Origin of the sequence: Kosakonia sp. LAM2021 (assembly GCF_016620385.1) — a bacterium.
In the GTDB taxonomy this organism is placed as follows: Bacteria; Pseudomonadota; Gammaproteobacteria; order Enterobacterales; family Enterobacteriaceae; genus Kosakonia; species Kosakonia sacchari.
The window spans coordinates 199704-222193 of sequence record NZ_JAENHT010000005.1 but is presented as its reverse complement, the minus strand read 5'-3'; the positions used below and the strand labels follow the sequence as shown (position 1 = coordinate 222193).

23 protein-coding genes are annotated in these 22490 nt (G+C 55.0%); 1 reads left to right on the top strand and 22 read right to left on the bottom strand.

From position 1 onward, the window contains the following. Nucleotides 1-11 precede the first annotated feature (11 nt). Nucleotides 12-1301, top strand: a complete 1290-nt coding sequence (locus JKP81_RS13370) for an MFS transporter (protein WP_200552126.1) — start codon at nt 12-14, stop codon at nt 1299-1301. 40 nt (nt 1302-1341) lie between these two features. Here JKP81_RS13370 and JKP81_RS13365 read toward each other — a convergent pair whose 3' ends face one another. The 22 genes from JKP81_RS13365 to mutL form a co-directional block, all read right to left on the bottom strand. After that, the gene (locus JKP81_RS13365; protein ID WP_200552125.1) at nt 1342-2505 is read right to left on the bottom strand and encodes a glutathionylspermidine synthase family protein; all 1164 of its coding nucleotides are present in this window, start codon (nt 2503-2505) and stop codon (nt 1342-1344) included. A 2-nt stretch (nt 2506-2507) separates the two neighbouring features. After that, on the bottom strand, nt 2508-3134 hold the full coding sequence (locus tag JKP81_RS13360) for a DUF1190 domain-containing protein (RefSeq protein ID WP_200552124.1): 627 nt from the start codon (nt 3132-3134) through the stop codon (nt 2508-2510). A 9-nt stretch (nt 3135-3143) separates the two neighbouring features. Continuing rightward, nucleotides 3144-3542, bottom strand: coding sequence for a DUF350 domain-containing protein (locus JKP81_RS13355; protein WP_017459159.1), 399 nt, complete (start codon nt 3540-3542; stop codon nt 3144-3146). Between the two features lie 14 nt (nt 3543-3556). Next, nucleotides 3557-4216 carry a DUF2491 family protein gene (locus tag JKP81_RS13350; RefSeq protein WP_200552123.1) on the bottom strand — a complete coding sequence of 220 codons (660 nt, stop codon included), beginning with the start codon at nt 4214-4216 and terminating at the stop codon, nt 3557-3559. After that, complete coding sequence (locus JKP81_RS13345; RefSeq protein ID WP_200552122.1) at nt 4216-4914, bottom strand: PspA/IM30 family protein; 699 nt, start codon at nt 4912-4914, stop codon at nt 4216-4218. Before JKP81_RS13345 ends, JKP81_RS13350 begins: the two co-directional genes overlap by 1 nt. A gap of 20 nt (nt 4915-4934) precedes the next feature. Then, the gene (locus JKP81_RS13340) at nt 4935-5336 is read right to left on the bottom strand and encodes a YjfI family protein (protein ID WP_200552212.1); all 402 of its coding nucleotides are present in this window, start codon (nt 5334-5336) and stop codon (nt 4935-4937) included. A 126-nt stretch (nt 5337-5462) separates the two neighbouring features. Continuing rightward, nucleotides 5463-6197, bottom strand: coding sequence for a 23S rRNA (guanosine(2251)-2'-O)-methyltransferase RlmB (gene rlmB / locus JKP81_RS13335; RefSeq protein WP_200552121.1), 735 nt, complete (start codon nt 6195-6197; stop codon nt 5463-5465). A gap of 100 nt (nt 6198-6297) precedes the next feature. Then, the gene (locus tag JKP81_RS13330) at nt 6298-7077 is read right to left on the bottom strand and encodes an ABC transporter ATP-binding protein (protein WP_200552120.1); all 780 of its coding nucleotides are present in this window, start codon (nt 7075-7077) and stop codon (nt 6298-6300) included. After that, complete coding sequence (locus JKP81_RS13325; protein WP_131407239.1) at nt 7077-7847, bottom strand: ABC transporter permease; 771 nt, start codon at nt 7845-7847, stop codon at nt 7077-7079. Before JKP81_RS13325 ends, JKP81_RS13330 begins: the two co-directional genes overlap by 1 nt. Beyond that, complete coding sequence (locus tag JKP81_RS13320) at nt 7844-8851, bottom strand: glycine betaine ABC transporter substrate-binding protein (RefSeq protein ID WP_200552119.1); 1008 nt, start codon at nt 8849-8851, stop codon at nt 7844-7846. The genes JKP81_RS13325 and JKP81_RS13320 overlap by 4 nt, the downstream gene beginning before the upstream one ends. A gap of 77 nt (nt 8852-8928) precedes the next feature. Continuing rightward, nucleotides 8929-9660: an amino acid racemase gene (locus JKP81_RS13315; protein ID WP_200552118.1), complete on the bottom strand. Its 732-nt coding sequence runs from the start codon at nt 9658-9660 to the stop codon at nt 8929-8931. Continuing rightward, nucleotides 9653-10666, bottom strand: a complete 1014-nt coding sequence (locus JKP81_RS13310; RefSeq protein ID WP_200552117.1) for a D-cysteine desulfhydrase — start codon at nt 10664-10666, stop codon at nt 9653-9655. The genes JKP81_RS13315 and JKP81_RS13310 overlap by 8 nt, the downstream gene beginning before the upstream one ends. A gap of 185 nt (nt 10667-10851) precedes the next feature. Further along, the gene (gene rnr / locus JKP81_RS13305; protein ID WP_200552116.1) at nt 10852-13287 is read right to left on the bottom strand and encodes a ribonuclease R; all 2436 of its coding nucleotides are present in this window, start codon (nt 13285-13287) and stop codon (nt 10852-10854) included. 38 nt (nt 13288-13325) lie between these two features. Further along, nucleotides 13326-13751, bottom strand: a complete 426-nt coding sequence (gene nsrR, locus JKP81_RS13300) for a nitric oxide-sensing transcriptional repressor NsrR (protein WP_017459165.1) — start codon at nt 13749-13751, stop codon at nt 13326-13328. Between the two features lie 151 nt (nt 13752-13902). Further along, the gene (gene purA, locus JKP81_RS13295) at nt 13903-15201 is read right to left on the bottom strand and encodes an adenylosuccinate synthase (protein ID WP_017459166.1); all 1299 of its coding nucleotides are present in this window, start codon (nt 15199-15201) and stop codon (nt 13903-13905) included. 102 nt (nt 15202-15303) lie between these two features. After that, on the bottom strand, nt 15304-15501 hold the full coding sequence (locus JKP81_RS13290; protein WP_017459167.1) for a DUF2065 family protein: 198 nt from the start codon (nt 15499-15501) through the stop codon (nt 15304-15306). A gap of 72 nt (nt 15502-15573) precedes the next feature. Next, nucleotides 15574-16578 (bottom strand): protease modulator HflC, encoded by a 1005-nt coding sequence (hflC, locus tag JKP81_RS13285; protein WP_017459168.1) that lies wholly within the window; start codon nt 16576-16578, stop codon nt 15574-15576. A gap of 2 nt (nt 16579-16580) precedes the next feature. Further along, entirely contained in the window at nt 16581-17840 is a 1260-nt protein-coding gene (hflK, locus tag JKP81_RS13280) for an FtsH protease activity modulator HflK (protein ID WP_200552115.1), read from the bottom strand. An 81-nt stretch (nt 17841-17921) separates the two neighbouring features. Next, complete coding sequence (gene hflX, locus JKP81_RS13275; protein WP_200552114.1) at nt 17922-19202, bottom strand: ribosome rescue GTPase HflX; 1281 nt, start codon at nt 19200-19202, stop codon at nt 17922-17924. A 75-nt stretch (nt 19203-19277) separates the two neighbouring features. After that, nucleotides 19278-19583, bottom strand: a complete 306-nt coding sequence (gene hfq, locus JKP81_RS13270; RefSeq protein WP_017459171.1) for an RNA chaperone Hfq — start codon at nt 19581-19583, stop codon at nt 19278-19280. A gap of 96 nt (nt 19584-19679) precedes the next feature. Further along, nucleotides 19680-20630 carry a tRNA (adenosine(37)-N6)-dimethylallyltransferase MiaA gene (gene miaA / locus JKP81_RS13265; RefSeq protein WP_017459172.1) on the bottom strand — a complete coding sequence of 317 codons (951 nt, stop codon included), beginning with the start codon at nt 20628-20630 and terminating at the stop codon, nt 19680-19682. Next, nucleotides 20623-22479, bottom strand: a complete 1857-nt coding sequence (mutL, locus tag JKP81_RS13260; RefSeq protein WP_200552113.1) for a DNA mismatch repair endonuclease MutL — start codon at nt 22477-22479, stop codon at nt 20623-20625. Before mutL ends, miaA begins: the two co-directional genes overlap by 8 nt. Nucleotides 22480-22490: the final 11 nt, after the last annotated feature.

Here is a 22490-nt window from a genome sequence, read left to right as displayed (position 1 = left end):
AGAGAATCCTGATGCCAGCTTCCCAACACGCACCGAATGCGCACAAGCGCGCGTTAATTGCCGGCTCGATCGGTAACTTTATCGAGTGGTACGAATTCGCGGTTTACGGCTTTCTCGCCACCGTAATTGCGAAAAATTTCTTTCAGCTCGCGGGCGAAACCGGGCTCACCAGCCTGATCCTGACTTACGCCTCCTTTGCCGTCGCCTTTTTCTTTCGCCCCCTGGGCGCAATGGTATTCGGGCGTATCGGTGACCGGATTGGCCGCAAGCCGACGCTGATTATCGTGCTGGTGATGATGACGCTCGCTACCGCCGCAATTGGTCTGGTACCGGTGTATGCCAGCATTGGCGTCGCCGCGCCGCTCATCATTACCGGCTTGCGCATTTTGCAGGGGCTGTTTGCCGGGGGGGAATACGGTGGCGCGGTATCGCTAATGACGGAGTTCGCGCCGCGCGGCAAACGCGGGCTGTATGGCGCATGGCAATCTTTTACCGTGGCGCTGGGGCTGCTTGCAGGTGCCGGTATTGTGGCGTTGCTTTCCGTGTTGCTGACGCCAGAAGCGTTGCATGATTGGGGCTGGCGCATCCCCTTCTTCCTTGCGCTGCCGTTGGGCGTTGTTGCGCTGTGGTTGCGGGTGAGCATGGAGGAGACGCCAAGTTTTGTACAACAGCAGGCGCAACCGGCTACTGAACGCGCCCGGCTAAGCGACACGTTCAAAGCCATCATCATGGGGATTGGCCGGGTGATGGTGTGGTCTGCCGCCGGTTATACCTACCTTGTGATCATGCCCGCGTATTTACAGTCGGCGCTGCATACCGGCTTTAATCAGGCGCTACTGATTGCGGTGATATCCAATATTGGCTTTGCGTTGACGATCATTCCCTCCGGTATCCTGAGCGATCGTATCGGGCGTCGTGCGGTGATGGTGATTGCCACCGCGCTGCTGCTGATTCTGGCGTTGCCGCTACTGAAAATCCTGCAGGCGGAATCGAGCACGCTGGCGATAAAAGCCGTGGTGGTGCTGGTGGCAGGCGGTCTGGTGGGTATGCTGGCAGGGCCTGGCCCGGCGATGCTTGCAGAGATGTTTCCAACCCGCGTGCGTTACACCGGGCTTGGTCTGGCGTATTCGCTGTCGAACGCGCTGTTTTCCGGCTGCGCGGGGTTAATCATCACCGGTCTTATCAAAAAGACAGGCAATGTCGACATCCCGGCCTATTATGTGATGGCAACAGCACTGGTGAGCATTGTGGCGCTGATGACGCTCAAAAAAGATGACCATTTGCGCTCGCTTGAGGAGTGACGTTTTTTGCCAGGCCGCGTTGCGCTTGCCGGGCGGTGAATTACCCGGCAATGTAATGCGGCACAAACCGCGAGGTATCTTTAGTAATCAGGGTACAATCTTCGCGGATGCCCATGCCAACGGCTTCATCGTCTACCACCCAACTGCCAATCAGCGTGTAGCTGTCGCCAAAGCGCGGCAGCGGCTGAAAAGCCTGGTAGATCATCGGTTCTTCACCGTAGTCGCCCTCTTCATGGTCAATCACGTTATGCGCCCCGTCGAAAAGGGTGACATTGCCGCCTTCGCGGGAAAACAGCGGCTTGCGCACGTAGCTGGCGCCCGCCGCGATTTGCGGTTTTTCTCCGTCAAACCAGGCGGGCAGCAGGTTCGGATGATTGGGGAAGAAACGCCACAGCAGCGGCAATAGCCCCTTATTGCTGAGCACGCTTTTCCACAACGGTTCCAGCCACTGCTCGCGGCGTTTACACAACAATGGGCCGTTTTCGTCGCGCATCATCCACTCAAGCGGATAAAGCTTAAACGCCTGGCGAATGACGTTATCATCCAGATCCGTCAAAACGCCGCCCAGCCCCAGCCCAACGTCTTCGATATAAATAAATCGCGTATCGAGTCCGGCCTGGCGAGCGCAATCTTCAAGATAGAGCACCGTGCCGCGATCTTCCTCGGTTCCTTTGCAGCAGCAAAAGTAGAGCGGGTGACGGCTCTGGATCTCGGCGAAACGGGCAATCAACTTGTCCTGAATGGCATTGTACTGATCGGCGTCGCGCGGGAGCGTACCATTACGCCGCGCATCCTCCATCCACAGCCACTGGAAATAAGCCGATTCGTACAGCGAGGTTGGCGTATCGGCGTTGTATTCGAGCAACTTCACCGGATCTTTGCCACACCAGACAAAATCCATCCGCCCGTACAGCGACGGATCGCGGTTGCGCCAGCTTTCGGCAATCGCGTCCCAGTACAACGGCGGGATTGCTAGCTGGCGTAGGATCGCCTCGTCCGCCACGGCGCGATCCACAACCTCAAGGCACATATGATGCAGTTCGGCGGTCGGCTTTTCAATCTGCTCTTCTATCTGGTGCAGCGTAAAGCGGTAAGCCCGGCTTTCATCCCAGTAAATTTCGTTATCAATGATATGGAAGTCGAAACCGTGGTCGCGGGCGATCCGCTCAAGGTCCGGGCGCACAGCAACATCATGACGCAGCATCGTTAGCCTCCCCAGCTTCCGCGCGCGCTCGACGAGCGCCCAAAACCGCCACGTGATGAGGTGGTCGCCTTTTTGGTGGTGTAACCGTAATGGCTGCTCGCGCTGCTACTTCCGCCGGAGCGCCAGCTGTAATCTCCGTCGCGGTTGCGCCACACCGGGCGGGAAGCGTAAGAACTGCCGCCGCTGCTGTAGCTGTATTGCTCATCCCGGTCTTTACGCAAGGCTTTGCTGAGCAGAAAACCGCTGAGCACCGGCATCCAGCGCTGACCAATATTGTCGTAGTAGCAATTATCGTATTGCTGCACGCAATACGGCTGCGACATATTGCGCGGGATCTCTTGCTCGAAGTTCATGCGCGCGTTATTCCACGCATCGTTACACACCTGCGCGGTGTTGCCGTCGTCAACGCAATCCTGCTGCGAGGTGTAATAAACCCCGTCACCGTCGTTATCGTCTTTATGATCGTTACAGCCTTTTAAAGCAAAAAAGGCCGCACCGCCCATAATCGCCAGCGTCAGGTATTGCCCGCTTTTACGCTCTTTCGGCTGGGTGAAAATGGGCCGCTGGGTGCGGCTTTGCGCAGGCGAAAGGATAGGATTTTTTTGCCGATTTGATCGCTTTCTGGCCATGATGTTCCATTACCACGTCATGCAGGCAGCATTAAAAATCCCGCCCGCCAGTGCCGCCGCACCCATAAATAACCCGGCGGCAGTATTGCTGTTAATTATTTTGTCACTCAGTTTCGGCATATACAGACGCACACCGCCGTAAACAAGTAACTGCACCACCAGCGCAATAACGCCCCAGATTAAATAATCCGGAATACTCACTGAATTAATGGCCGCGCTGGAGAGCGGAATAATATAGCCCAGCAGCGAACCACTAAATGCTAACGATGCGGCGAGGTTATTCTCTTTAATTAATCGCCATTCATCGTGCGGGGTAATGCGCGTATAAACGAAAAGAAAACAGAGCACCATTGCAATGCCAATAAAAAAATAAGAGCAAAACGCCAGTAGCGATCCGAGAATATGCATGTCTAATCCCATAATTAACCAATGACCTTTAATGATGTCAGCGGAATATCCACGCCCAGCGCGCGCGAGTAGATCCACTCCGGCTGGTTTTGCGCATTAAACGTCTCTTCGCCATTTAGCAGCAAATATTCAAACACGTCAGCGGTGACTTCGCGCTGGTACGCCATCATAAAGTTGTGTACTTGCCAGCTTGCGCCAGCGTGGTTATTGACGGTTTCCAGCGTATAGACTGGTTCAATATCGCCCCGCTCTTCCGCGTTAAACACGCGCTGCCACTGGCAATCGCGCCAGCGTAACGCGGTCTTACCCATTGCATTTGCGCTTAGCATATCGCGCCAGGTTTTTTCACCGGAAACCCCCGCGCTCTCTTCATACACAAACAGTTTGATGTCATCGATGTTGTGCGTTTCCAGACCGCCCGAGGTGCTGATTTGCAGGAACTCATCGCCCGTTGTGTAGTAGCGATGAATCATGCATCCGGCGCCGAGATCGAACGACCCGCACGCGCCAATGGTGTACTCTTCGCCAGGAAGCTGAACCAGCAAATCGTCTTCGCACAGGCGAAACAGCAGCGTATCAAGGGTGAAACCCGCGTGCAGATGCAACCCAAGCGGCCCTCTTATCGGGGCCGCCGCATCAGGCCGCCCCAGCAGGTTTTTCAGAAAAGAGAGCATCACGGTTTCTGTTGCTGTTGCAGACGCGCCAGCACATCCTGCGCCGAGGTTTTATCGCTGCCGCCAATACCGGCTTGCGCCAGTTTTTCGTCGAGATCGCGCCCGTCGGCCACTTTCTCAAGCTGCGTTGCCACGTCCAGTCGGGCCTGGCGTTCAGCCTGACGCGCCTGCAGGCGTTTCAGGGATTCCGCCGCCGTCGCCACATTGTTGGACGCGCCCACGGTAGACGTGGTGACAGCCTGTTGCGCGCGCTGCATCGCATCGGTGGCTTTAATCACTTCCAGTTGCTGCTCAAACTGCTCAATACGTTGCGCCGTGGCGGTGACCGCTTTTTCAACGGCATCGCGCGACGTTTCAAGATTCGCCAGCACTTGCTCTTCCGCCGCAATGGTATTTTCCAGACGGGCAATTTCACTGGCGACTTCATTCAGCAAACCGGCGTCCACATTTTTCGCCATCGCTTCCAGCGCGCGGGCTTCAAGGCTGGCTTTGCGCTCGCGCAAATCGTTGAGTTTGTCGTTGCTCAACTTAACGCGTGCCAGCAGGTCGACGCGGGATTTTCCCGCTTTATCCAGCTCAGCGCGCGCATCGCGGATATGCTGCTCCAGCATGCGCACACCCTGTGTCTCTTCAATCGACTCTTCCGCCTGAGCAATAAAGGATTTACCCAGCGTAAACAGGCTTTTTAAAATTCCCATACAACCACTCCCTGACAATGTTATTGGGTAAAATCATCGGTTAGTTCAGCAAGATCCAGCGCGTTTTGCGCAAGCGTGGAGATTTCCAGCAGGATATCGTCGAGCGAGGAGTTAAGCGACAGCGCGCCGAAGGCGACATAATACTCTTCCCCACCGACCGGCGAGATGCCAACAGACGATAAAGGTAAAAGTTTTTGATTGCGCAGCAGGAAGGCGTTAAAAGCGTCCTGTTGTTTAATTTCACTTAAAGGACAAATATAGGTTTCAATAATTATCTGTCGGGAGGTCAGTAACAAATTTAATTGCAAATCGCCGTAGTCATCCAGCTTAATAATTAACGCATCGGTTTCGTGTTGGATATTTAACGTAAGCGTCGATGTTTGCAATAATGCCGCGCTAAGTGTCTCTACAGTCCATGCCATCATTTATACCCTGATTATTCCATCGCAATAAAAGTAAAAAGAGAAAATATCTGCCGGCAAATTCTACCAGTCTTCAGAGCAAAAAAAACCACCCGAATAAGGGTGGTTTTACTGAACGTTGCAAGCTTAAAGCGCGCGCTGGCGCACCGCTTCAAACAGGCAGATACCGGTGGCAACCGAGACGTTAAGCGACGACACACTGCCCGCCATCGGGATGCTGATAAGCTCATCACAATGCTCACGCGTCAGGCGGCGCATACCTTCACCTTCCGCGCCCATGACCAGCGCCATGCGCCCGGTCATTTTGCTCTGGAACAGGGTGTGATCGGCTTCGCCTGCCGTACCGACAATCCAGATGTTTTCTTCCTGCAACACGCGCATGGTGCGCGCCAGGTTGGTCACGCGGATCAACGGTACGTTCTCTGCCGCGCCGCAGGCGACTTTTTTCGCCGTGGCATTCAGTTGCGCGGATTTGTCCTTCGGCACGATCACCGCATGCACGCCCGCCGCGTCTGCGCTACGCAAACACGCGCCCAGGTTGTGTGGATCGGTAACGCCGTCCAGGATCAAGAAGAAGGGTTGCTCAAGGCTGGCTATCAGATCCGGCAGATCGTTTTCCTGGTACTGACGCCCCGGTTTCACGCGTGCAATGATCCCCTGGTGCACCGCGCCTTCGCTTTTTTCATCCAGATACTGGCGGTTCGCCACCTGGATCACCACGCCTTGTGCTTCCAGCGCGTGGATCAGCGGCAGCAGACGTTTGTCCTCGCGGCCTTTCAGAATAAACACTTCCTGAAAACGCTCCGGGGCGCGCTCCAGCAGGGCCTGCACCGCATGGATGCCGTAAATCATTTCACTCATTGATGGTACTCATTTGGGGCGGTTTCGCCGCGTTATGTGGGCCGTGACACTCATCACTTGCGCTCATTATAACCGACACGCGCCGCAGAAAGTACCTCCGCTAGCTCAGGTGCCGCTTTGCCTCCAGCCGGACGCGGTGCAGCACGTGTTGCTTGATCTCGCTGTATTGCGGATGACCCGCAATAGTTTCAATATCGCGTTCGCGGCCAAACGGCAGCGTAATCTCTTCAACTATTTTGCCTGGGCGCGCCGACATAATCAGAATGCGGTCGGCGAGAAACAGCGCCTCTTCCACATCATGCGTGACGAAAAGCAGCGTGGTGCGGGTTTCCAGCCAGGCGTCGCGCAGTAACTCCTGCATCATCAGCCGCGTTTGGGCATCAAGCGCGCCAAACGGTTCATCCAACAGCAGCACGTCCGGCCCTGGCAGCCATGCGCGCGCCAGCGCCACACGCTGTTTCATGCCGCCGGAAAGCTGCCACGGCGCGTGGTGTTCAAATCCTTTCAGGCCAACTCGCGCCAGCCAGTCCAGCGCCTGAGCATTGACCTCTTCTTTGCGATATTTGCCAAGCCGTGGGCCGAAGGTGACGTTATCCAGCACCGATAACCACGGAAACAAATTCGGTTGCTGGAAAATCATCCCCCGTGATGGTCCGGGTTGCTGCACCGCTTTGCCGCCCGCGAGCACCTGCCCGCTATCCGGGCGAGTAAAACCGGCCACCAGGTTGAGAATGGTAGATTTACCGCAGCCCGACGGGCCAAGCAGTACGACAAATTCCCCCGGTGACAGCGCCAGCGAGATATCCTCCAGCACGGTAAACGGCTGCGGTTTTGCCGCGAAGGTTAGCGACACGTTTTCCAGTGCGATATGCGCAGTCATCACTCTTTTCCCGCCCAGGGCACCAACCAGCGTTGCAGCCCCAATAGTAGTAAATCCAGTAGATAGCCAATGCCGCCCAGCAGCAGAATGCCGAGCATGACGATATCCGTACGTAAGTAAGAACTGGCGTTTATTACCATCCAGCCCAGGCCTGAACTGGCGGCGACCATTTCGGCGGCAATCAACGACGTCCAGCCAATGCCGATAGAAAGCCGCACAGTGGTAAACAGTTCCGGCAGCGCATCCGGCAGCACCACACGCAGGAAGATCTGCCCTTTTGATGCGCCGAGCGTTTGCGCCACACGAATTCGCGCGCGACCAATGCGTTCCACCGCCGCGCTCGCGCCAACCACCACGCTCAAAAACGTGGCGATGAAAATCAGAAAGAATTTCGACGCTTCACCAATCCCCAGCCAGACTACCGCCAGCGGGATAAGGGCGATTTTCGGCAGCGGACGCAGAAACTGCACAAACGGGTTAAGCACGGCGGAGAGACCCTCGGATAAGCCCATCAGCAAGCCCAGCGGAATGCCGATGATAATGGCGACCGAAAAAGCGCCAAGCGCGCGCGCCAGGCTAACCGCGATATGTTGCCACAGCGGCACCTGGCGATAGCCATCGGCCAGTAACTCTTCGGCGGTCAACCCAATGTCCGTTAGCGATGGCAGCAGGAGCGGATCGACCCACTGCCGGGTGGCCGCTATCTGCCAGAGCGCAAAGAAAACCGCCACCGACAGCACGCTGATGGCGATATGTTGACGCAATTTCATTTTGCCGTTGCCGCCGCATCACGAATGTAACGGGAGTCGATAGCACTGTCCCAGTTAGCTGGAATATCACGTTTGCGGATCTCGCCGATCCCGGCAAGGAAGTCAGAGGTTTTGCTCAGCGCTTTGCCGATACCGCTGTCGCTGGTTTGCGTCCCGTTACCCAACCATGTCGCCGTGCCCTGCTCGCTCAACGTCGGGTACTCCAGCCCGCCAAGCGTATTCGCTGCAGTCGTGACCGGCGCGCCAACCTCTTTCGCCACAATGGCAGCGGCACGTTCCGGATCCTTTTTAAATTCATCCACTTTCTGCTGATGAACGCGCAAGAAGGCGGTCACCGCTTCTGGATACTGTTCAGCAAAGGCTTTACGCACGACGTAGTTGTTGTAAATCAGGTAGCCGTCTTTCTGCAGATCTTTGGTGGCGAAGACCTGATGCCCACCGGATGATTCCAGCTCTTGCGCAAACGGCGCCCAGACATAACCCGCATCGATGTCGCCACGTTTCCAGGCCGCTACCATTTCTGCCGGGCGTAGCGGCAGCAGCGTGATTTTGCTGCGGTCGAGTTTATTGACGCTGATCGCCGCTTCCAGCGCATACTGCGCCGTGGAATTCGGCGGGTAGGCTACGCGTTTGCCTTCGATATCGCGAAGTTGATGAATACCCTCTTTGCCAATTAAGCGTTCGTAACTGGCAATCACACCGGAAACGCCAATAATTTCGACGGGTAATTTCCGCACAATACCGGCGGTAGCCGGACTGGAACCAAAATTGGCAATATCGATGGCGTTGCTGGCGAAATAACTTAATGCATCCGCGCCGGAGGCGAATTGCACCCACTGCACTTTGCTGTTTAATGCTTTATCCAGTGAGCCGTCGGCTTTCGCCAGCATTAATACCTGCGAACCGCCGCTGTATGCGATGCGGACTTCTGTTGGTGTTGCTGCGAAGCTGGCGTTGGCCCATAAGCCACCCGCTGCCAGTAATAAGCAGAGACTTTTTTTCATTTTATTTAACCTTTGATTTAATTAGCGCTGAAACACTATATCGGGGGGTTGTCGTTTTATTTATTCAAATTATTGCATTAGGTATGCGTGAAATAAGAATCACGATATTCCAGCCAGTAGTGGGCACAGCGTTGCGCCAGTAATTGCGCCGGATCGTGGGAAACGTCAAGCACAGGAGAATTCACCGCCCGCAGAGCCACCGGCACTTCAGTACAGGCCAACAGCAACTGCTCAGCACCACGCGCCAGCAATGCCTCGGCCAGAAGCGCAAGTCGTTCCCCGCCTTCGCTTACCGCTCCGCGTTTTACCGCGTAACAGCCAGGGACAAACCACTGCTGTAGTTCCTCTGTGGAAGGCTGCAGTACATCAATACCCTGCGCCGCCAGCCCGCGCTGATACCAGCCGGCGTCCAGCGTGCCCTGGGTGGCAATCAGCCCTACTCGCGGCGGCTTTTTCGGCAGGCTCAGCAGATGCTCAACGGTGGCATCGACAATATGCAGTAGCGGCGCGGCGCTGGCGCGGCTCAACGCTTCAAACCAGTGATGCGCCGTATTACACGGGATGGCAATGTGGCTGGCTCCGGCCTGATTCAGTTTTTCGATGCCGTGCAATAACTGCGGTAGTGGCGAAGGACCAAGCCCGGCAAGGGCTTTTTGCCGATCGGCAACTTGTGGCACATTCCATACCACCGAAGGCAATTGCTGCTGGTCGCTCTGCGCCGGGGTTGCCAACAGCAACTGATGCTGAAAATCGAGCGTGGCGAGCGGCCCCATGCCGCCCAGCACACCGAGCAAAAAGGGCTTAGCCACGGTGATGCGCTTCCAGCACCTGACGATAGCCAAACAGCCCGGCAGAACCGCCAGTATGAACAAAGACCACGTTTTCATCACGACCAAAGTGACCTTTACGGATCAGGTCGATAAGCCCGGCCGCGCCTTTGCCGGAGTATACCGGGTCAAGCAAGATGCCTTCGTGGCGGGCGAACAGCGTCAGCGCTTCCAGCATCCCTTCTGTTGGCAGACCGTAACCCTCCCCCACGTAATCGCTGTTAGCCACCACGGCTTCACGCGGTAATTCACCGCTAACCCCCAGCAGTTCACGGGTGCGCGATGCCAGATTCCATACGTTCTCTTCCTGCTTCGCTTTGGGCGCGCGCACGCTGATACCGAGCACGGGGATCTGGCTGTTGGTCGCCGTTAAACCAGCAACAAGCCCTGCTTGCGTGCCGGTGCTACCGGTGGCATGCACCACGCTGTCGATGCGCAAGCGTAACTGGGATGACTGGAACAACAGTTCTTCAGCGCAGGCGACATAACCGAGCGCGCCGATGGGGTTGGAACCGCCGCCAGGAATGACATACGGGTTGTGCCCCTGTTCGCGCAGCTGTTGCGCCAGCTCTTCCATGGCGTTTTGCATATCGGTGCCGCCCGGCAGATGGGCGACAATCTCACCGCCCAGCAGGTCATCCAGCAAAATATTGCCGGAACGCTGATACGCCTCGCCAAAATCAGTCACGCGCTTTTCCAGCAACACTTTGGTTGGCAAACCAAGCTTTGCCGCTCCGGCGATGGTCTGACGAACATGATTGGACTGTGTTGCACCCTGGGTGATGATCACATCAGCTTTTTTCGCCAACGCATCCGCCAGTAAAAATTCCAGTTTGCGCGTTTTATTTCCGCCGGTAGCAAGCCCGGTGGCGTCATCGCGTTTAATCCATAATTTAGGGCCGCCGAGTAAGGCGGTTAAATTTTCCAGCGGCTCTAATGGCGTGGGGAAATGCCCTAAAGACAGACGAGGGAAACGGGCCAGATGCATAATCGCTCCTTGCAAAATAGGCAGATGCCGAAGCGATAATGCTCCGGTTTTAATCAGGTGAATTAAGGATGGATATTCACTATATAGATCTGCGTGCGCGGGCTAACGATAAATACCGAATATCAATGTGCAGGAAATAACTAAGACATATAAAAAAGCCCTTCATAAGGAAGGGCTTCGTAATATTACTGGTCGGTTTTCTTTTTCGCCGCGCGTTTCGCTTTGGTCGCGGCGGCGATTTTTTGCGTTTTCGCCGACGGTTTTTTGGCTTTTTTCGCTTTGCCTTTTCCACCTTCACCGCGGAAGGCGCTGTCTGGCTCGAAATTCACTTTTTTGCCCATCTGGCGGCGCGGCGGCTTTTTCGCAGTGCCGTTTTTGCCAGCCGAACCTTTCTTCGCTTTTTCACGCTCGGTTTTACCCACGTTACGCGGGCTGCGCTCACTGGAGATCAGCGAGAAGTCGATTTTGCGCTCATCCATGTTGACCGCTTCAACTTTTACCTGCACCCGATCGCCGAGGCGATACGTTTGCCCGCCGGATTCGCCAATCAGGCGCTGACCGATCTGATCGAAACGGTAATAGTCGTTATCCAACGAAGAGACATGCACCAGACCATCGATAAACAGATCGTCGAGCCGCACGAAGAAACCAAAGCCGGTCACGCTGGCGATAACACCCGGGAAGGTGTTGCCGACCTGATCCTGCATAAAGTCGCATTTCAGCCAGTCCGAGACATCTCGAGTGGCTTCATCAGCGCGGCGTTCGGTCATCGAACAGTGCTGGCCCAGTTGCAGCACTTCTTCCATGCTGTAGTGCCAGCCGCCAGTTTCGGTGCTGTTGCCCTTCAGCCCCTGCTCTTTCGCCAGTAAATATTTAATGGCACGGTGCAGTGATAAGTCCGGATAGCGGCGAATTGGCGAAGTGAAGTGCGCATAAGATTGCAGCGCCAGGCCGAAGTGGCCGCGGTTTTCCGGATCGTAAATCGCCTGTTTCATCGAGCGCAGCAGCATGGTTTGCAGCATTTCGTGATCCGGACGATCGGCAATCGATTCCAGCAGCGCGGCGTAATCGCGCGGCTCCGGTTTATTGCCACCCGGCAGCTCCAGACCCAGTTCGGCAAGCACGGAGCGGAACGCGGTGATCGCATCGTTGGTCGGCTTATCGTGAATACGGAACAGCGCCGGCTCGTCGGCTTTCTCTACAAAACGTGCTGCGGAGATGTTGGCGAGGATCATGCACTCTTCAATCAGCTTGTGCGCATCGTTACGTTGAGTCTGCTCAATACGCTCAATGCGGCGCTCAGCGTTGAAGATAAACTTCGCTTCTTCGCTCTCAAACGAGATGCCGCCGCGCTCAGCGCGCGCCTGATCGAGCACTTTATACAGGTTATGCAGCTCTTCGATGTGTTTCACCAGCGGCGCGTACTGCTCGCGCAGTTCCTGATCGCCTTGCAGCATATGCCACACTTTGGTGTAGGTCAGACGTGCGTGGGAGCTCATCACCGCTTCGTAGAATTTAAAGCCGGTTAAGCGCCCTTTTGAAGAGATGGTCATTTCACAGACCATGCACAGGCGATCCACTTGCGGGTTCAGCGAGCACAGACCGTTCGACAATACTTCCGGCAGCATCGGCACCACTTGCGATGGGAAGTAAACCGACGTACCACGGTTGCGGGCTTCGTTATCAAGCGCAGTGCCATGACGTACGTAGTAGCTCACATCAGCAATCGCCACCCACAAGCGCCAGCCACCGCCACGTTTTTTCTCGCAGAAAACGGCATCGTCGAAGTCGCGCGCGTCTTCGCCATCAATGGTCACCAGCGGCAGGTCGCGCAGATCCACGCGCCCAACTTTGGCTTCTTCCGGCACTTGCTCTTTCAGCCCGGCGACCTGTTTTTCTACTTCCGGCGGCCACTGGTATGGAATTTCATGAGTACGCAGCGCCATGTCGACCGCCATGCCGGTACCCATATTGTCGCCGAGCACCTCGACGATTTTACCAATCGCTTTTGTGCGGCGGGTTGGACGCTGCGTCAGCTCAACGACCACCACAAAGCCCATACGCGCGCCCATTACCTCTTCAGGCGGGATCAGGATGTCAAAACTCATGCGGCTATCATCCGGCACGACAAACCCGACGCCTGCATCGGTAAAGTAGCGACCAACGATCTGCCCGGTTTTCGGCACCAGCACGCGTACGATGCGCGCTTCGCGGCGGCCTTTGCGATCGGCACCCAGAGGTTGCGCCAGCACCTGATCGCCGTGAATACACATTTTCATCTGCTCGCTGGAGAGATAAAGATCGTCTTTGCGGCCTTCAACGCGCAGAAAACCATAGCCGTCGCGGTGACCAATCACCACGCCTTTGAGCAGATCAAGACGTTCCGGTAAGGCGTAGCACTGACGGCGGGTAAAGACTAATTGTCCGTCGCGCTCCATAGCGCGCAGACGGCGGCGCAGCGCTTCTTGTTGCTCTTCACCTTCGATATTGAGTTCAATAGCCAGTTCGTCCCGGCTGGCAGGTTTCTCGCGTTTGGCTAAGTGATCGAGGATGAATTCGCGGCTGGGAATGGGGTTGGTATATTTTTCAGATTCGCGTTCGAGGAAAGGATCTTGTGACATTGCGGTTCCTCCGTTGTCAGCTCTGGTGGAAATTTTCGTCATTCCACCAGCAATAATTTGTAAAGCGGTTGATTCTCTTCAACCAAATCGGCCAGCGTGTAGTTATCCAGCTCCTTAAGAAAACTTTGCACAGCTTTGGCAAGCGCCTTTTTCAGGCGACAGGCACTGGTAATATGGCAAAACTCGCTGCTGCAATTGACCAGCGCCAGCGGCTCAAGCGAGCGGACAACATCACCAATACGAATATCCTGCGCGGGTTTCCCCAGCCGGATCCCACCGTTTTTCCCACGGACGGCCGCGACGTAGCCTTCACGGCTCAGCTGATTGATTATCTTGACCATATGATTACGGGACACGCCATACGTTTCTGTAACTTCAGTAATGTTGGTCATTTGTCCTGCCGGTAGCGACGCCATGTAAATCAGGGCGCGCAAACCGTAATCGGTAAAGCTCGTTAACTGCACATCAACCTCATAAAAGGGAAAAAGATGAGATACCCGCAGGTATTGACACTACTGATGATAAACCAGCCACCTGTCAGGTCGCTAATTTATTTGAACGGAAGGGTGAAAAAAGCGAAGAAAAAGGGCGCGATTTACGCGCCCTTAAACCATATTATGCGTCGAACGGATCGCGCAGGATCATGGTTTCAGTACGATCCGGACCGGTGGAGATGATGTCGATCGGCACGCCGGTAAGTTCTTCAATGCGTTTGATGTAATTCAGCGCCGCCTGCGGTAGACCACTGCGATCTTTTACACCAAAGGTCGATTCAGACCAGCCAGGCATGGTTTCGTAAATCGGCTCGATACCTTCCCAGTTGTCAGCCGCCAGCGGTGTGGTGGTGACTTCGCGGCCATCCGGCATGCGGTAAGCAACGCAGATTTTCACTTCTTTCAGGCCGTCCAGCACGTCCAGCTTGGTCAGGCAGAAGCCGGACAGGGAGTTGATCTGTACTGCGCGGCGTACAGCAACCGCGTCCAGCCAGCCGGTACGACGACGACGACCAGTAGTGGCGCCATATTCGTTACCCTGCTTGCAGAGGAACTCGCCGATATCGTCGAACAGTTCGGTCGGGAACGGACCCGCGCCAACGCGAGTTGAATAAGCTTTGATGATACCGAGCACATAATCCACGTAACGCGGACCAAGGCCGGAACCCGTCGCTACACCGCCAGCGGTGGTGTTGGAGGAAGTCACGTACGGATAAGTACCGTGATCGATATCCAGCAGCGTACCCTGCGCACCTTCGAACATCACGAAATCGCCGCGTTTACGCGCTTGATCCAGCAGATCGGAAACGTCTACCACCATTGCCGTCAGGATGTCGGCAATCGCCATAACATCATCCAGCACCTTCTGGTAGTCCACTGCTTCCACTTTGTAAAAGTTCACCAGCTGGAAGTTGTGATATTCCATCACTTCTTTTAGTTTGTCGGCGAAAGTCGCTTTATCGAACAGATCGCCAACGCGCAGACCACGACGAGCGACTTTATCTTCGTACGCAGGACCAATACCGCGACCGGTAGTACCGATAGCTTTCGCGCCGCGCGCTTTTTCACGCGCCACGTCCAGCGCCACATGATAATCAAGGATTAACGGACATGCTTCAGAGAGCAGCAGACGTTCGCGAACCGGGATACCACGGTCTTCCAGTTCTTTCATCTCTTTCATCAGCGCAGCGGGAGACAGCACAACGCCGTTACCGATGATGCTGGTGACGTTTTCGCGAAGAATGCCTGATGGAATAAGATGGAGGACGGTTTTTTCACCGTTGATTACGAGAGTATGGCCTGCGTTGTGACCGCCCTGGTAGCGTACAACATATTTAGCCCGTTCAGTCAGAAGATCAACAATCTTCCCTTTACCTTCGTCACCCCATTGGGTGCCCAGTACGACGACGTTGTTACCCATTTTTCAAAATCACCGTTTGCTTAAAAATGGATTCTACCACCGCTTTTTTTCAGATTCAGCACTTTTTCTGTGCAAAAATGCCCAAAGAACACCTGATTTCCCTCAGCCAATCGTTTTCCTCAACATGTAGTAGATAACCACACCCGCGACCACAAGCCCACCGCCAAATCGACGCAAAAGATGATCCGGTAACAGGCTCAGAGAGGCGATCATACGCCGCCAGGCGCGCGGATAAAGCATCGGTCCAAGCCCTTCCAGTACCAAAACCAGCGCCAGAGCGAGCCAGATTGTCGAATTCATTGCTGATCCTTATAAACACAAAACCACCGCCGGAAAAGGCGGTGGTTTTTACGATGAAAACCGCAGGTTATCTTAACGAGTCGCGGAAGTCGGCGTCTTCATATAACGGAAGAAATCGCTATCCGGGCTAAGCACCATCACATCCTGGTTGCTCTGGAAGCTGCTTTCATAGGCACGCAGACTACGGATAAAGGCATAGAAGTCCGGATCCTGACTGAATGCATCAGCAAACAGTTTCGCCGCTTCAGCATCACCTTCACCGCGCAGGATGCGTCCCTGACGCTCAGATTCCGCCAGCGTTTTGGTCACTTCGTAATCCGCTGCGGCACGCAGTTTTTCCGCTTCTTCCTGACCCTGTGAACGGTGGCGACGGGCAACTGCTTCACGCTCGGCGCGCATACGGTTGTAAATCGCATCCGACACTTCAGTCGGCAGGTTGATCTGCTTAATACGCACATCAACCACTTCAATACCCAACGCCGCCATACTGTTCGGGTTGATAACCGGCACTTTGCCGTTGGTTTCAGCCTGAACGCGCTCCGCTGCTTTTGCGATGGCGTCATCAGCAGCAGGCGTCGACACTTCGTCTTCTGTACCCGCAGAGCCCGAATTCAGCGCATCGCGTACTTCGAGCGTCAAACGACCGCGAGAATCGGTAACGATGTCTTTTACGTCCAGACGACCGATTTCAGAACGCAGACGGTCAGAGAACTTACGTTTCAGTAACACTTCCGCCTGGGAGACGTCGCCGCCGCCGGTCGCCAGATAGTAACGGCTGAAATCGCTGATACGCCACTTGATGTAAGAGTCGACGATCAGGTCTTTTTTCTCTTTGGTCACAAAGCGATCCGCCTGGTTATCCATGGTCTGGATACGTGCATCAAGCAACTTAACCGACTCAATGAACGGCAGTTTGAAATGCAGGCCCGGCGCATATACCAACGGCTTGTTTTCATCATCACGCAGCACTTTACCAAAGCGCAGCGAGATGCCGCGCTCGCCTTCTTTCACTACAAAGATAGAGGTGTAGAGCACTACCAGCGCGATGATGATGATTGCGATAACTGACTTACGCATCGTTATTCCCCCTGACGCTGGTAATCGTTACGCTGCGCGTTAACGCGGCGTTGGTCCATGATATCTCCCGCAGACGTTGCGGGGGCGCTGTTGGCGCTGCTGCTGGAGCTTGACGCTGGCGGCAGACGCAGCAAGTTATTCGCGGCACTGTTGTCACTCTTTGCCGCAGGAGCGGTGTTACCGCCTTTCAGCATCTGATCCAGCGGCAGAACCATCAAGTTGCCGCCTTTATCGTTAACCAGCACTTTGCGAGTATGGCTCAGCACTTTTTCCATGGTTTCGATATACAGACGCTCACGGGTAATTTCCGGCGCGGCTTTATATTCCGGCAGGATCTTAGCGAAGCGCGCCACTTCACCCTGTGCTTCCAGGATAGTTTGCGTTTTGTACGCGCGCGCCTCTTCGAGGATACGCTGCGCCTGACCGTTCGCACGCGGCTGAACTTCGTTGGTGTAGGCTTCGGCTTCACGAATGTACTGCTGCTCGTTTTCACGGGCGGCAATCGCATCATCAAACGCGGCTTTCACCTCTTCCGGCGGACGAGCGGCCTGGAAGTTAACGTCTAACAGGGTAATTCCCATGTTATACGGGCGAATGGTCTCTTCCAGCTCGCGCTGGGTATCGCTACGAATAACGGTACGGCCTTCGGTCAGAATACGATCCATGGTGTATTTACCGATAACGCCGCGCAGCGCGCTGTCCGTCGCCTGACGCAGGCTGTCGTCGGCGCTGGTAACGCTAAACAGATAGCGCTCAGGATCGGTAACGCGATACTGCACGTTCATTTCAACACGCACGACGTTTTCATCAGACGTCAACATCACACCAGATGCCGCCAGTTCACGAACGGATTCTACGTTTACTGCAGTCACGTTATCGATAAAGGTCGGTTTCCAGTTAAGGCCCGGTTCGACCAAATGGCTGAACTTGCCAAAACGGGTCACAACGCCACGTTCCGCTTCTTTGATGGTGTAGAACCCGGTTGCAGCCCAGATAATAACGACCGCTGCGGCAACAATGCCCACAATGCGCCCGCTCGCCTGGCCGCGTGGGCCAGAGGAACCCGGATTACCGCCGCCGGTGCTTTTACCACCGCCCAGGCCACCGAGTTTTTTACTCAGTTTGCGGAAAATATCATCCAGATCAGGTGGCCCCTGATCGCGACCGCCTTTGTTTCCATTTCCCTCAGAGTTGCCGCCTGGTTTGCTGCTTCCCCACGGGTCGCGGTCTTGTCCGTTGTTACCGGGCTGATTCCACGCCATGTATGTGCTCCATATTTATTTGCGGTGTATACCCGGCCTTTGGCGGGCACCCCCAAAGGGGAAAAATCTTCAGGCTGCCGGTCAAACGACGTACTCTTCGAGTGCCGGTTCTTGTTTACAGAGTCGACGCCAGTCGACGATCGGCATACGCACCTGCATACCTACGCTGCCATCGTCTTCCATCCACTCTTTTTCTATTGCCTGAAGCTGGTGAAACCGACTTCTCAGACGCCCTTCCTGCGGCGGTAATCGCAGCGTGTGCTGCGCCACTTCACCCGCAAGACGCTCAGTCAAAGCCTGGAATAACAGTGGTACGCCCATCCCTGTCTGCGCGGAGAGCCAGACGCGGATCGGTTTGTTCTCTTCATCCCGGTCGATACGCGGTTCAAAATCGTCCAGCATATCGATTTTGTTCATCACCAGCAGCGTCGGGATATCGTGCGCCTCTATCTCTTCCAGCACGGTGTTCACTGCATCGATGTTTTCCTGCACCCGCACATCGGCGGCGTCAATCACATGCAGCAATAGCGTCGCCTGGCGCGTCTCCTGCAAGGTTGCTTTAAACGCGGCAACCAAATCGTGCGGCAAGTGGCGAATAAATCCTACCGTATCTGCCAGCACCGTTTCACCGACATCCGCGACATCGATACGACGCAGGGTCGGATCGAGGGTGGCGAATAACTGATCGGCCGCATAGACCTGCGCTTCCGTTATCTGATTGAACAGCGTGGATTTACCGGCGTTGGTGTACCCCACCAGTGAGACCGTTGGAATATCGGCTTTCGTGCGGGAACGACGCCCCTGTTCACGCTGCTTTTCAACCTTTTCGAGGCGCGAGAGGATCTGAGTAATGCGGTTACGCAACAAACGACGGTCGGTTTCGAGCTGGGTTTCACCCGGACCGCGCAAACCAATGCCGCCCTTTTGTCGTTCAAGGTGGGTCCAGCCACGCACAAGGCGTGTCGCCAGATGGCGCAACTGCGCCAGCTCAACTTGCAATTTCCCCTCATGCGTACGCGCACGCTGGGCAAAAATATCTAATATCAGACCGGTGCGATCGATAACTCGGCATTCGCACAGTCTCTCCAGGTTACGTTCCTGGGCTGGGGTTAGCGCATGATCAAAGAGCACAACAGAAGCGCCCGCAGATTTTACGGCATCCGCAATTTCAACTGCTTTACCTTCACCAACAAAATATTTTGGATGCGGTGCTTTACGGCTACCGGTAATCACCTGCATTGCTTCGACACCGGCGGAAGAGACCAGAGATTCAAACTCCTGGAGGTCTTCCATATCTTTGTCTTGCGAAAAATAGATGTGTACCAGTACCGCCTGCTCACCGGCGTCATAACGGTCAAACAAGCGTAAACCCTCATAAAATACCAGCGGGGAACACAGCTTTACTGGCTCCCCGATCTGGAAAATCAGCCGTCAACCTTATTCGGTCTCTTCGCCTTCCTGCTGTGCAGAGCCCTGCGCGTTGCTACCGTGATGGTAGTTACTGCTGGTACCGCCGCCGGCATTGTTGCTGTGATGAGAAACCGGACGAGATGGAACAACAGTTGAAATCGCGTGCTTATAGACCATCTGACTGACCGTGTTTTTCAACAGGATCACGAACTGATCGAAAGACTCAATTTGCCCTTGCAGCTTAATACCATTCACCAAATAAATTGAAACTGGAACACGTTCCCGACGCAGTGCGTTCAGGAACGGATCTTGTAAAGATTGCCCCTTAGCCATTCTATCTTTTCCTTATATGCTTGTTTTGTACTTAGAACCCGTAAGTTCTGAAAACTGCGTAAAAATTTGCGCGCCATACGACTTAATTGTACACATTCACCCTGCGATAGCACTAACAACCTGTAGCACGTCACGGTAAGACTTTTCTGGCTTTTCACTCTCTAACCAATGAACGCCATCCCAGCCCCGCAACCAGGTTATCTGCCGCTTGGCTAACTGCCTCGTCGCGCAAATACCTCGATAAACCATTTCATCGTATGAAATTTCGCCTTCAATGTATGACCACATCTGGCGGTACCCCACACAACGAACGGAAGGCATATCCGTATGCAAATCACCACGAGCAAAAAGCGCCCGCACTTCTGCTTCAAAACCTGAAGCCAACATCTGATGAAAACGCTGCTCGATTCGTTGATGGAGCAGTTCACGGCTCGCCGGGGCGATGGCGAACTGATGCACCTGGTAAGGCAGAGCGTCTCCTGACGTTTGCGTCAGATCCGTTAAAGTTTTACCCGAAATGAAAAAAACTTCCAGTGCCCGGGAAAGCCTTTGCGGATCATTTGGATGAATCCGCGCTGCCGCAACGGGATCGATCTCCCGTAACTGCTGATGCAACGCTTCCCATCCACGCTCTGCCGCCTGTTTTTCAATGTCTGCTCGCACTTGCGCGTCTGCTGACGGAAGAGGCGATAACCCTTCCAGCAGCGCCTTAAAGTAGAGCATCGTACCGCCCACCAGCAGAGGAATGCGCCCTGCATCGGTTATCTCTTTCATTTCCGCCAGCGCATCGCGGCGAAAATCAGCGGCAGAATAAGCTAACGCCGGATCGAGAATATCCAACAACCGGTGCGGCGCAGCCTGTAATTCTTCCGCGCTCGGCTTGGCGGTACCGATATCCATTCCCCGATAAATAAGGGCAGAATCTACGCTTATCAACTCAACTGGCAAAACTTTACGAAGCTCAATGGCTAATGCGGTTTTGCCGGAGGCCGTTGGCCCCATCAAAAAAATTGCCTTCGGCAGGCCAGCCTTACTTACTTCACTCATTTTTCAGGGCGTTCATCGCCTTTTGTAAATCAACAGGTTGTAATAAACCATCCGGCGGGGTCTTCACCAGATGCGGACAAAGCCGTTCAACGTCGGCAAGCAGGGTTATCGCCTGCGCCACACTCCATTGTGGATGCTCACTCGCCAACTGGCGCGCCAGCCAGTGCGCAATATTCACCGCATCAATGCTTGTCTGCTGCGCCAGGTAGCCTATCAGAGCGGGAATCAAGATTTGTAAATTTTGTTGGCGCAAGGGTAAAGGCACTGCGCGAATGGTCACGTGCTGTCCATCGGGAACAAATTCGATGCCCATTTCCGCAAGCACTGCCTGCGCACGCTTCAATACTGCGCTCTCTTGCGCAGAGATTTTTAAACGCACCGGAATCAATAACGGCTGACCGCAGGCAGGTGCGTGGTCTGGCGACAGTTGCGCATGGCGCAGCCAACGTTCAGCCACCGGCAACGCCAGTAACGCCAGTTTTCCATCACGCTCAAGAAGCGCGAAATGCGGCGCAATAAGCGTCAATACGCGACCAAAACTCTGGCTGTGTCCATCCAGTGCCGGAGCGGCAGGCTCCGCTTTTTCATTGTTACGTTCGACAACAGGGGTTTCCAGCAATTGCCGATACAGCGCCCCCTGCTGTTTCTGATAACCCGGCTGAGCGTTAGGCCACGGTTGAGCACCTGCGGTATTGCTACGCGCGCCCCCCGAAGTAGATGTGGGAACACGCGGTGCTTGCGGCTCGCGAGCGATCAGCGGTTCGGCAAACTGGTTACGCCCTGCCGCCACGCGGTTTTCCGGCAGCGCTCTTGGCACGGGTTCGTCAGAAAGTGGTAACGGTGTTTCCATCTGCTGTTGCAGCACACTCAACACGCCCTGGTAGATAAAATCATGTACCAGGCGAGACTGATGAAAGCGCACCTCATGTTTTGCCGGATGGACATTCACATCCACTTGATGCGGATCGATTTCCAGATAAAGCACAAACGCTGGCTGCTGATCCGCACCCAGCTTGTCTTCACACGCCTGGCGAATGGCGTGGTTAATCAGCCGGTCGCGCATCATGCGGCCATTCACATAGCAATACTGGATTTCAGCGAAAGCACTGGACGTCGTTTTGGGATCGGCCACCCAGCCACGCAATGCTAAGTCACCGTGTTGCCACTCAATGGCCAGCGCTTGCTCTAAGAATGCCGTGCCGCAAATCGCGCCAAGGCGGCGCTCTTTCTGCCCTCCTTCCGCAACGGCACGGTACTGACGCACCAATTTGCCGTTGTGATTGAGGTTGATAGTGACATCAAAACGCGCCAGCGCGATGCGGCGGATCACTTCATCGATATGGCCGAACTCGGTTTTTTCCGTACGCATAAACTTGCGCCGCGCCGGCGTGTTGTAAAACAGATCCAGCACTTCAAGCGTTGTGCCCACCGGGTGCGCAGCAGGTTTCACCGTTACCGCCATCTCGCGCCCTTCGGCGTAAGCCTGCCAGGCTTCTTGCTGTTCGGCAGTACGGGAAGTCAATGTTAAGCGGGAAACCGAGCTGATACTCGCCAGCGCTTCACCGCGGAAACCGAGGCTAATGATCGCTTCCAGGTCATCCAGAGAGGCGATTTTGCTGGTAGCGTGACGCGCCAGCGCCAGCGCCAGCTCCTCTTTTTTGATGCCGGCACCGTTATCACGGATGCGAATCAACTTCGCGCCGCCACGTTCAATATCAATATCAATGCGCGTAGCGCCAGCATCAAGGCTATTTTCCACTAACTCTTTCACCACCGACGCAGGGCGTTCAACCACTTCGCCCGCGGCGATCTGGTTCGCAAGCTGTGGCGGTAGAACCTGTATCGGCATGAAAAAAATCC

Coding starts and splice junctions, on each gene's coding strand:
- JKP81_RS13370 (WP_200552126.1), top strand. CDS start 12: ATGCCAGCTTCCCAACACGCACCGAATGCGCACAAGCGCGCGTTAATT.
- JKP81_RS13365 (WP_200552125.1), bottom strand. CDS start 2,505: ATGCTGCGTCATGATGTTGCTGTGCGCCCGGACCTTGAGCGGATCGCC.
- JKP81_RS13360 (WP_200552124.1), bottom strand. CDS start 3,134: ATGGCCAGAAAGCGATCAAATCGGCAAAAAAATCCTATCCTTTCGCCT.
- JKP81_RS13355 (WP_017459159.1), bottom strand. CDS start 3,542: ATGCATATTCTCGGATCGCTACTGGCGTTTTGCTCTTATTTTTTTATT.
- JKP81_RS13350 (WP_200552123.1), bottom strand. CDS start 4,216: ATGCTCTCTTTTCTGAAAAACCTGCTGGGGCGGCCTGATGCGGCGGCC.
- JKP81_RS13345 (WP_200552122.1), bottom strand. CDS start 4,914: ATGGGAATTTTAAAAAGCCTGTTTACGCTGGGTAAATCCTTTATTGCT.
- JKP81_RS13340 (WP_200552212.1), bottom strand. CDS start 5,336: ATGGCATGGACTGTAGAGACACTTAGCGCGGCATTATTGCAAACATCG.
- rlmB (WP_200552121.1), bottom strand. CDS start 6,197: ATGAGTGAAATGATTTACGGCATCCATGCGGTGCAGGCCCTGCTGGAG.
- JKP81_RS13330 (WP_200552120.1), bottom strand. CDS start 7,077: ATGACTGCGCATATCGCACTGGAAAACGTGTCGCTAACCTTCGCGGCA.
- JKP81_RS13325 (WP_131407239.1), bottom strand. CDS start 7,847: ATGAAATTGCGTCAACATATCGCCATCAGCGTGCTGTCGGTGGCGGTT.
- JKP81_RS13320 (WP_200552119.1), bottom strand. CDS start 8,851: ATGAAAAAAAGTCTCTGCTTATTACTGGCAGCGGGTGGCTTATGGGCC.
- JKP81_RS13310 (WP_200552117.1), bottom strand. CDS start 10,666: ATGCATCTGGCCCGTTTCCCTCGTCTGTCTTTAGGGCATTTCCCCACG.
- rnr (WP_200552116.1), bottom strand. CDS start 13,287: ATGTCACAAGATCCTTTCCTCGAACGCGAATCTGAAAAATATACCAAC.
- purA (WP_017459166.1), bottom strand. CDS start 15,201: ATGGGTAACAACGTCGTCGTACTGGGCACCCAATGGGGTGACGAAGGT.
- JKP81_RS13290 (WP_017459167.1), bottom strand. CDS start 15,501: ATGAATTCGACAATCTGGCTCGCTCTGGCGCTGGTTTTGGTACTGGAA.
- hflC (WP_017459168.1), bottom strand. CDS start 16,578: ATGCGTAAGTCAGTTATCGCAATCATCATCATCGCGCTGGTAGTGCTC.
- hflK (WP_200552115.1), bottom strand. CDS start 17,840: ATGGCGTGGAATCAGCCCGGTAACAACGGACAAGACCGCGACCCGTGG.
- hfq (WP_017459171.1), bottom strand. CDS start 19,583: ATGGCTAAGGGGCAATCTTTACAAGATCCGTTCCTGAACGCACTGCGT.
- miaA (WP_017459172.1), bottom strand. CDS start 20,630: ATGAGTGAAGTAAGTAAGGCTGGCCTGCCGAAGGCAATTTTTTTGATG.
- mutL (WP_200552113.1), bottom strand. CDS start 22,479: ATGCCGATACAGGTTCTACCGCCACAGCTTGCGAACCAGATCGCCGCG.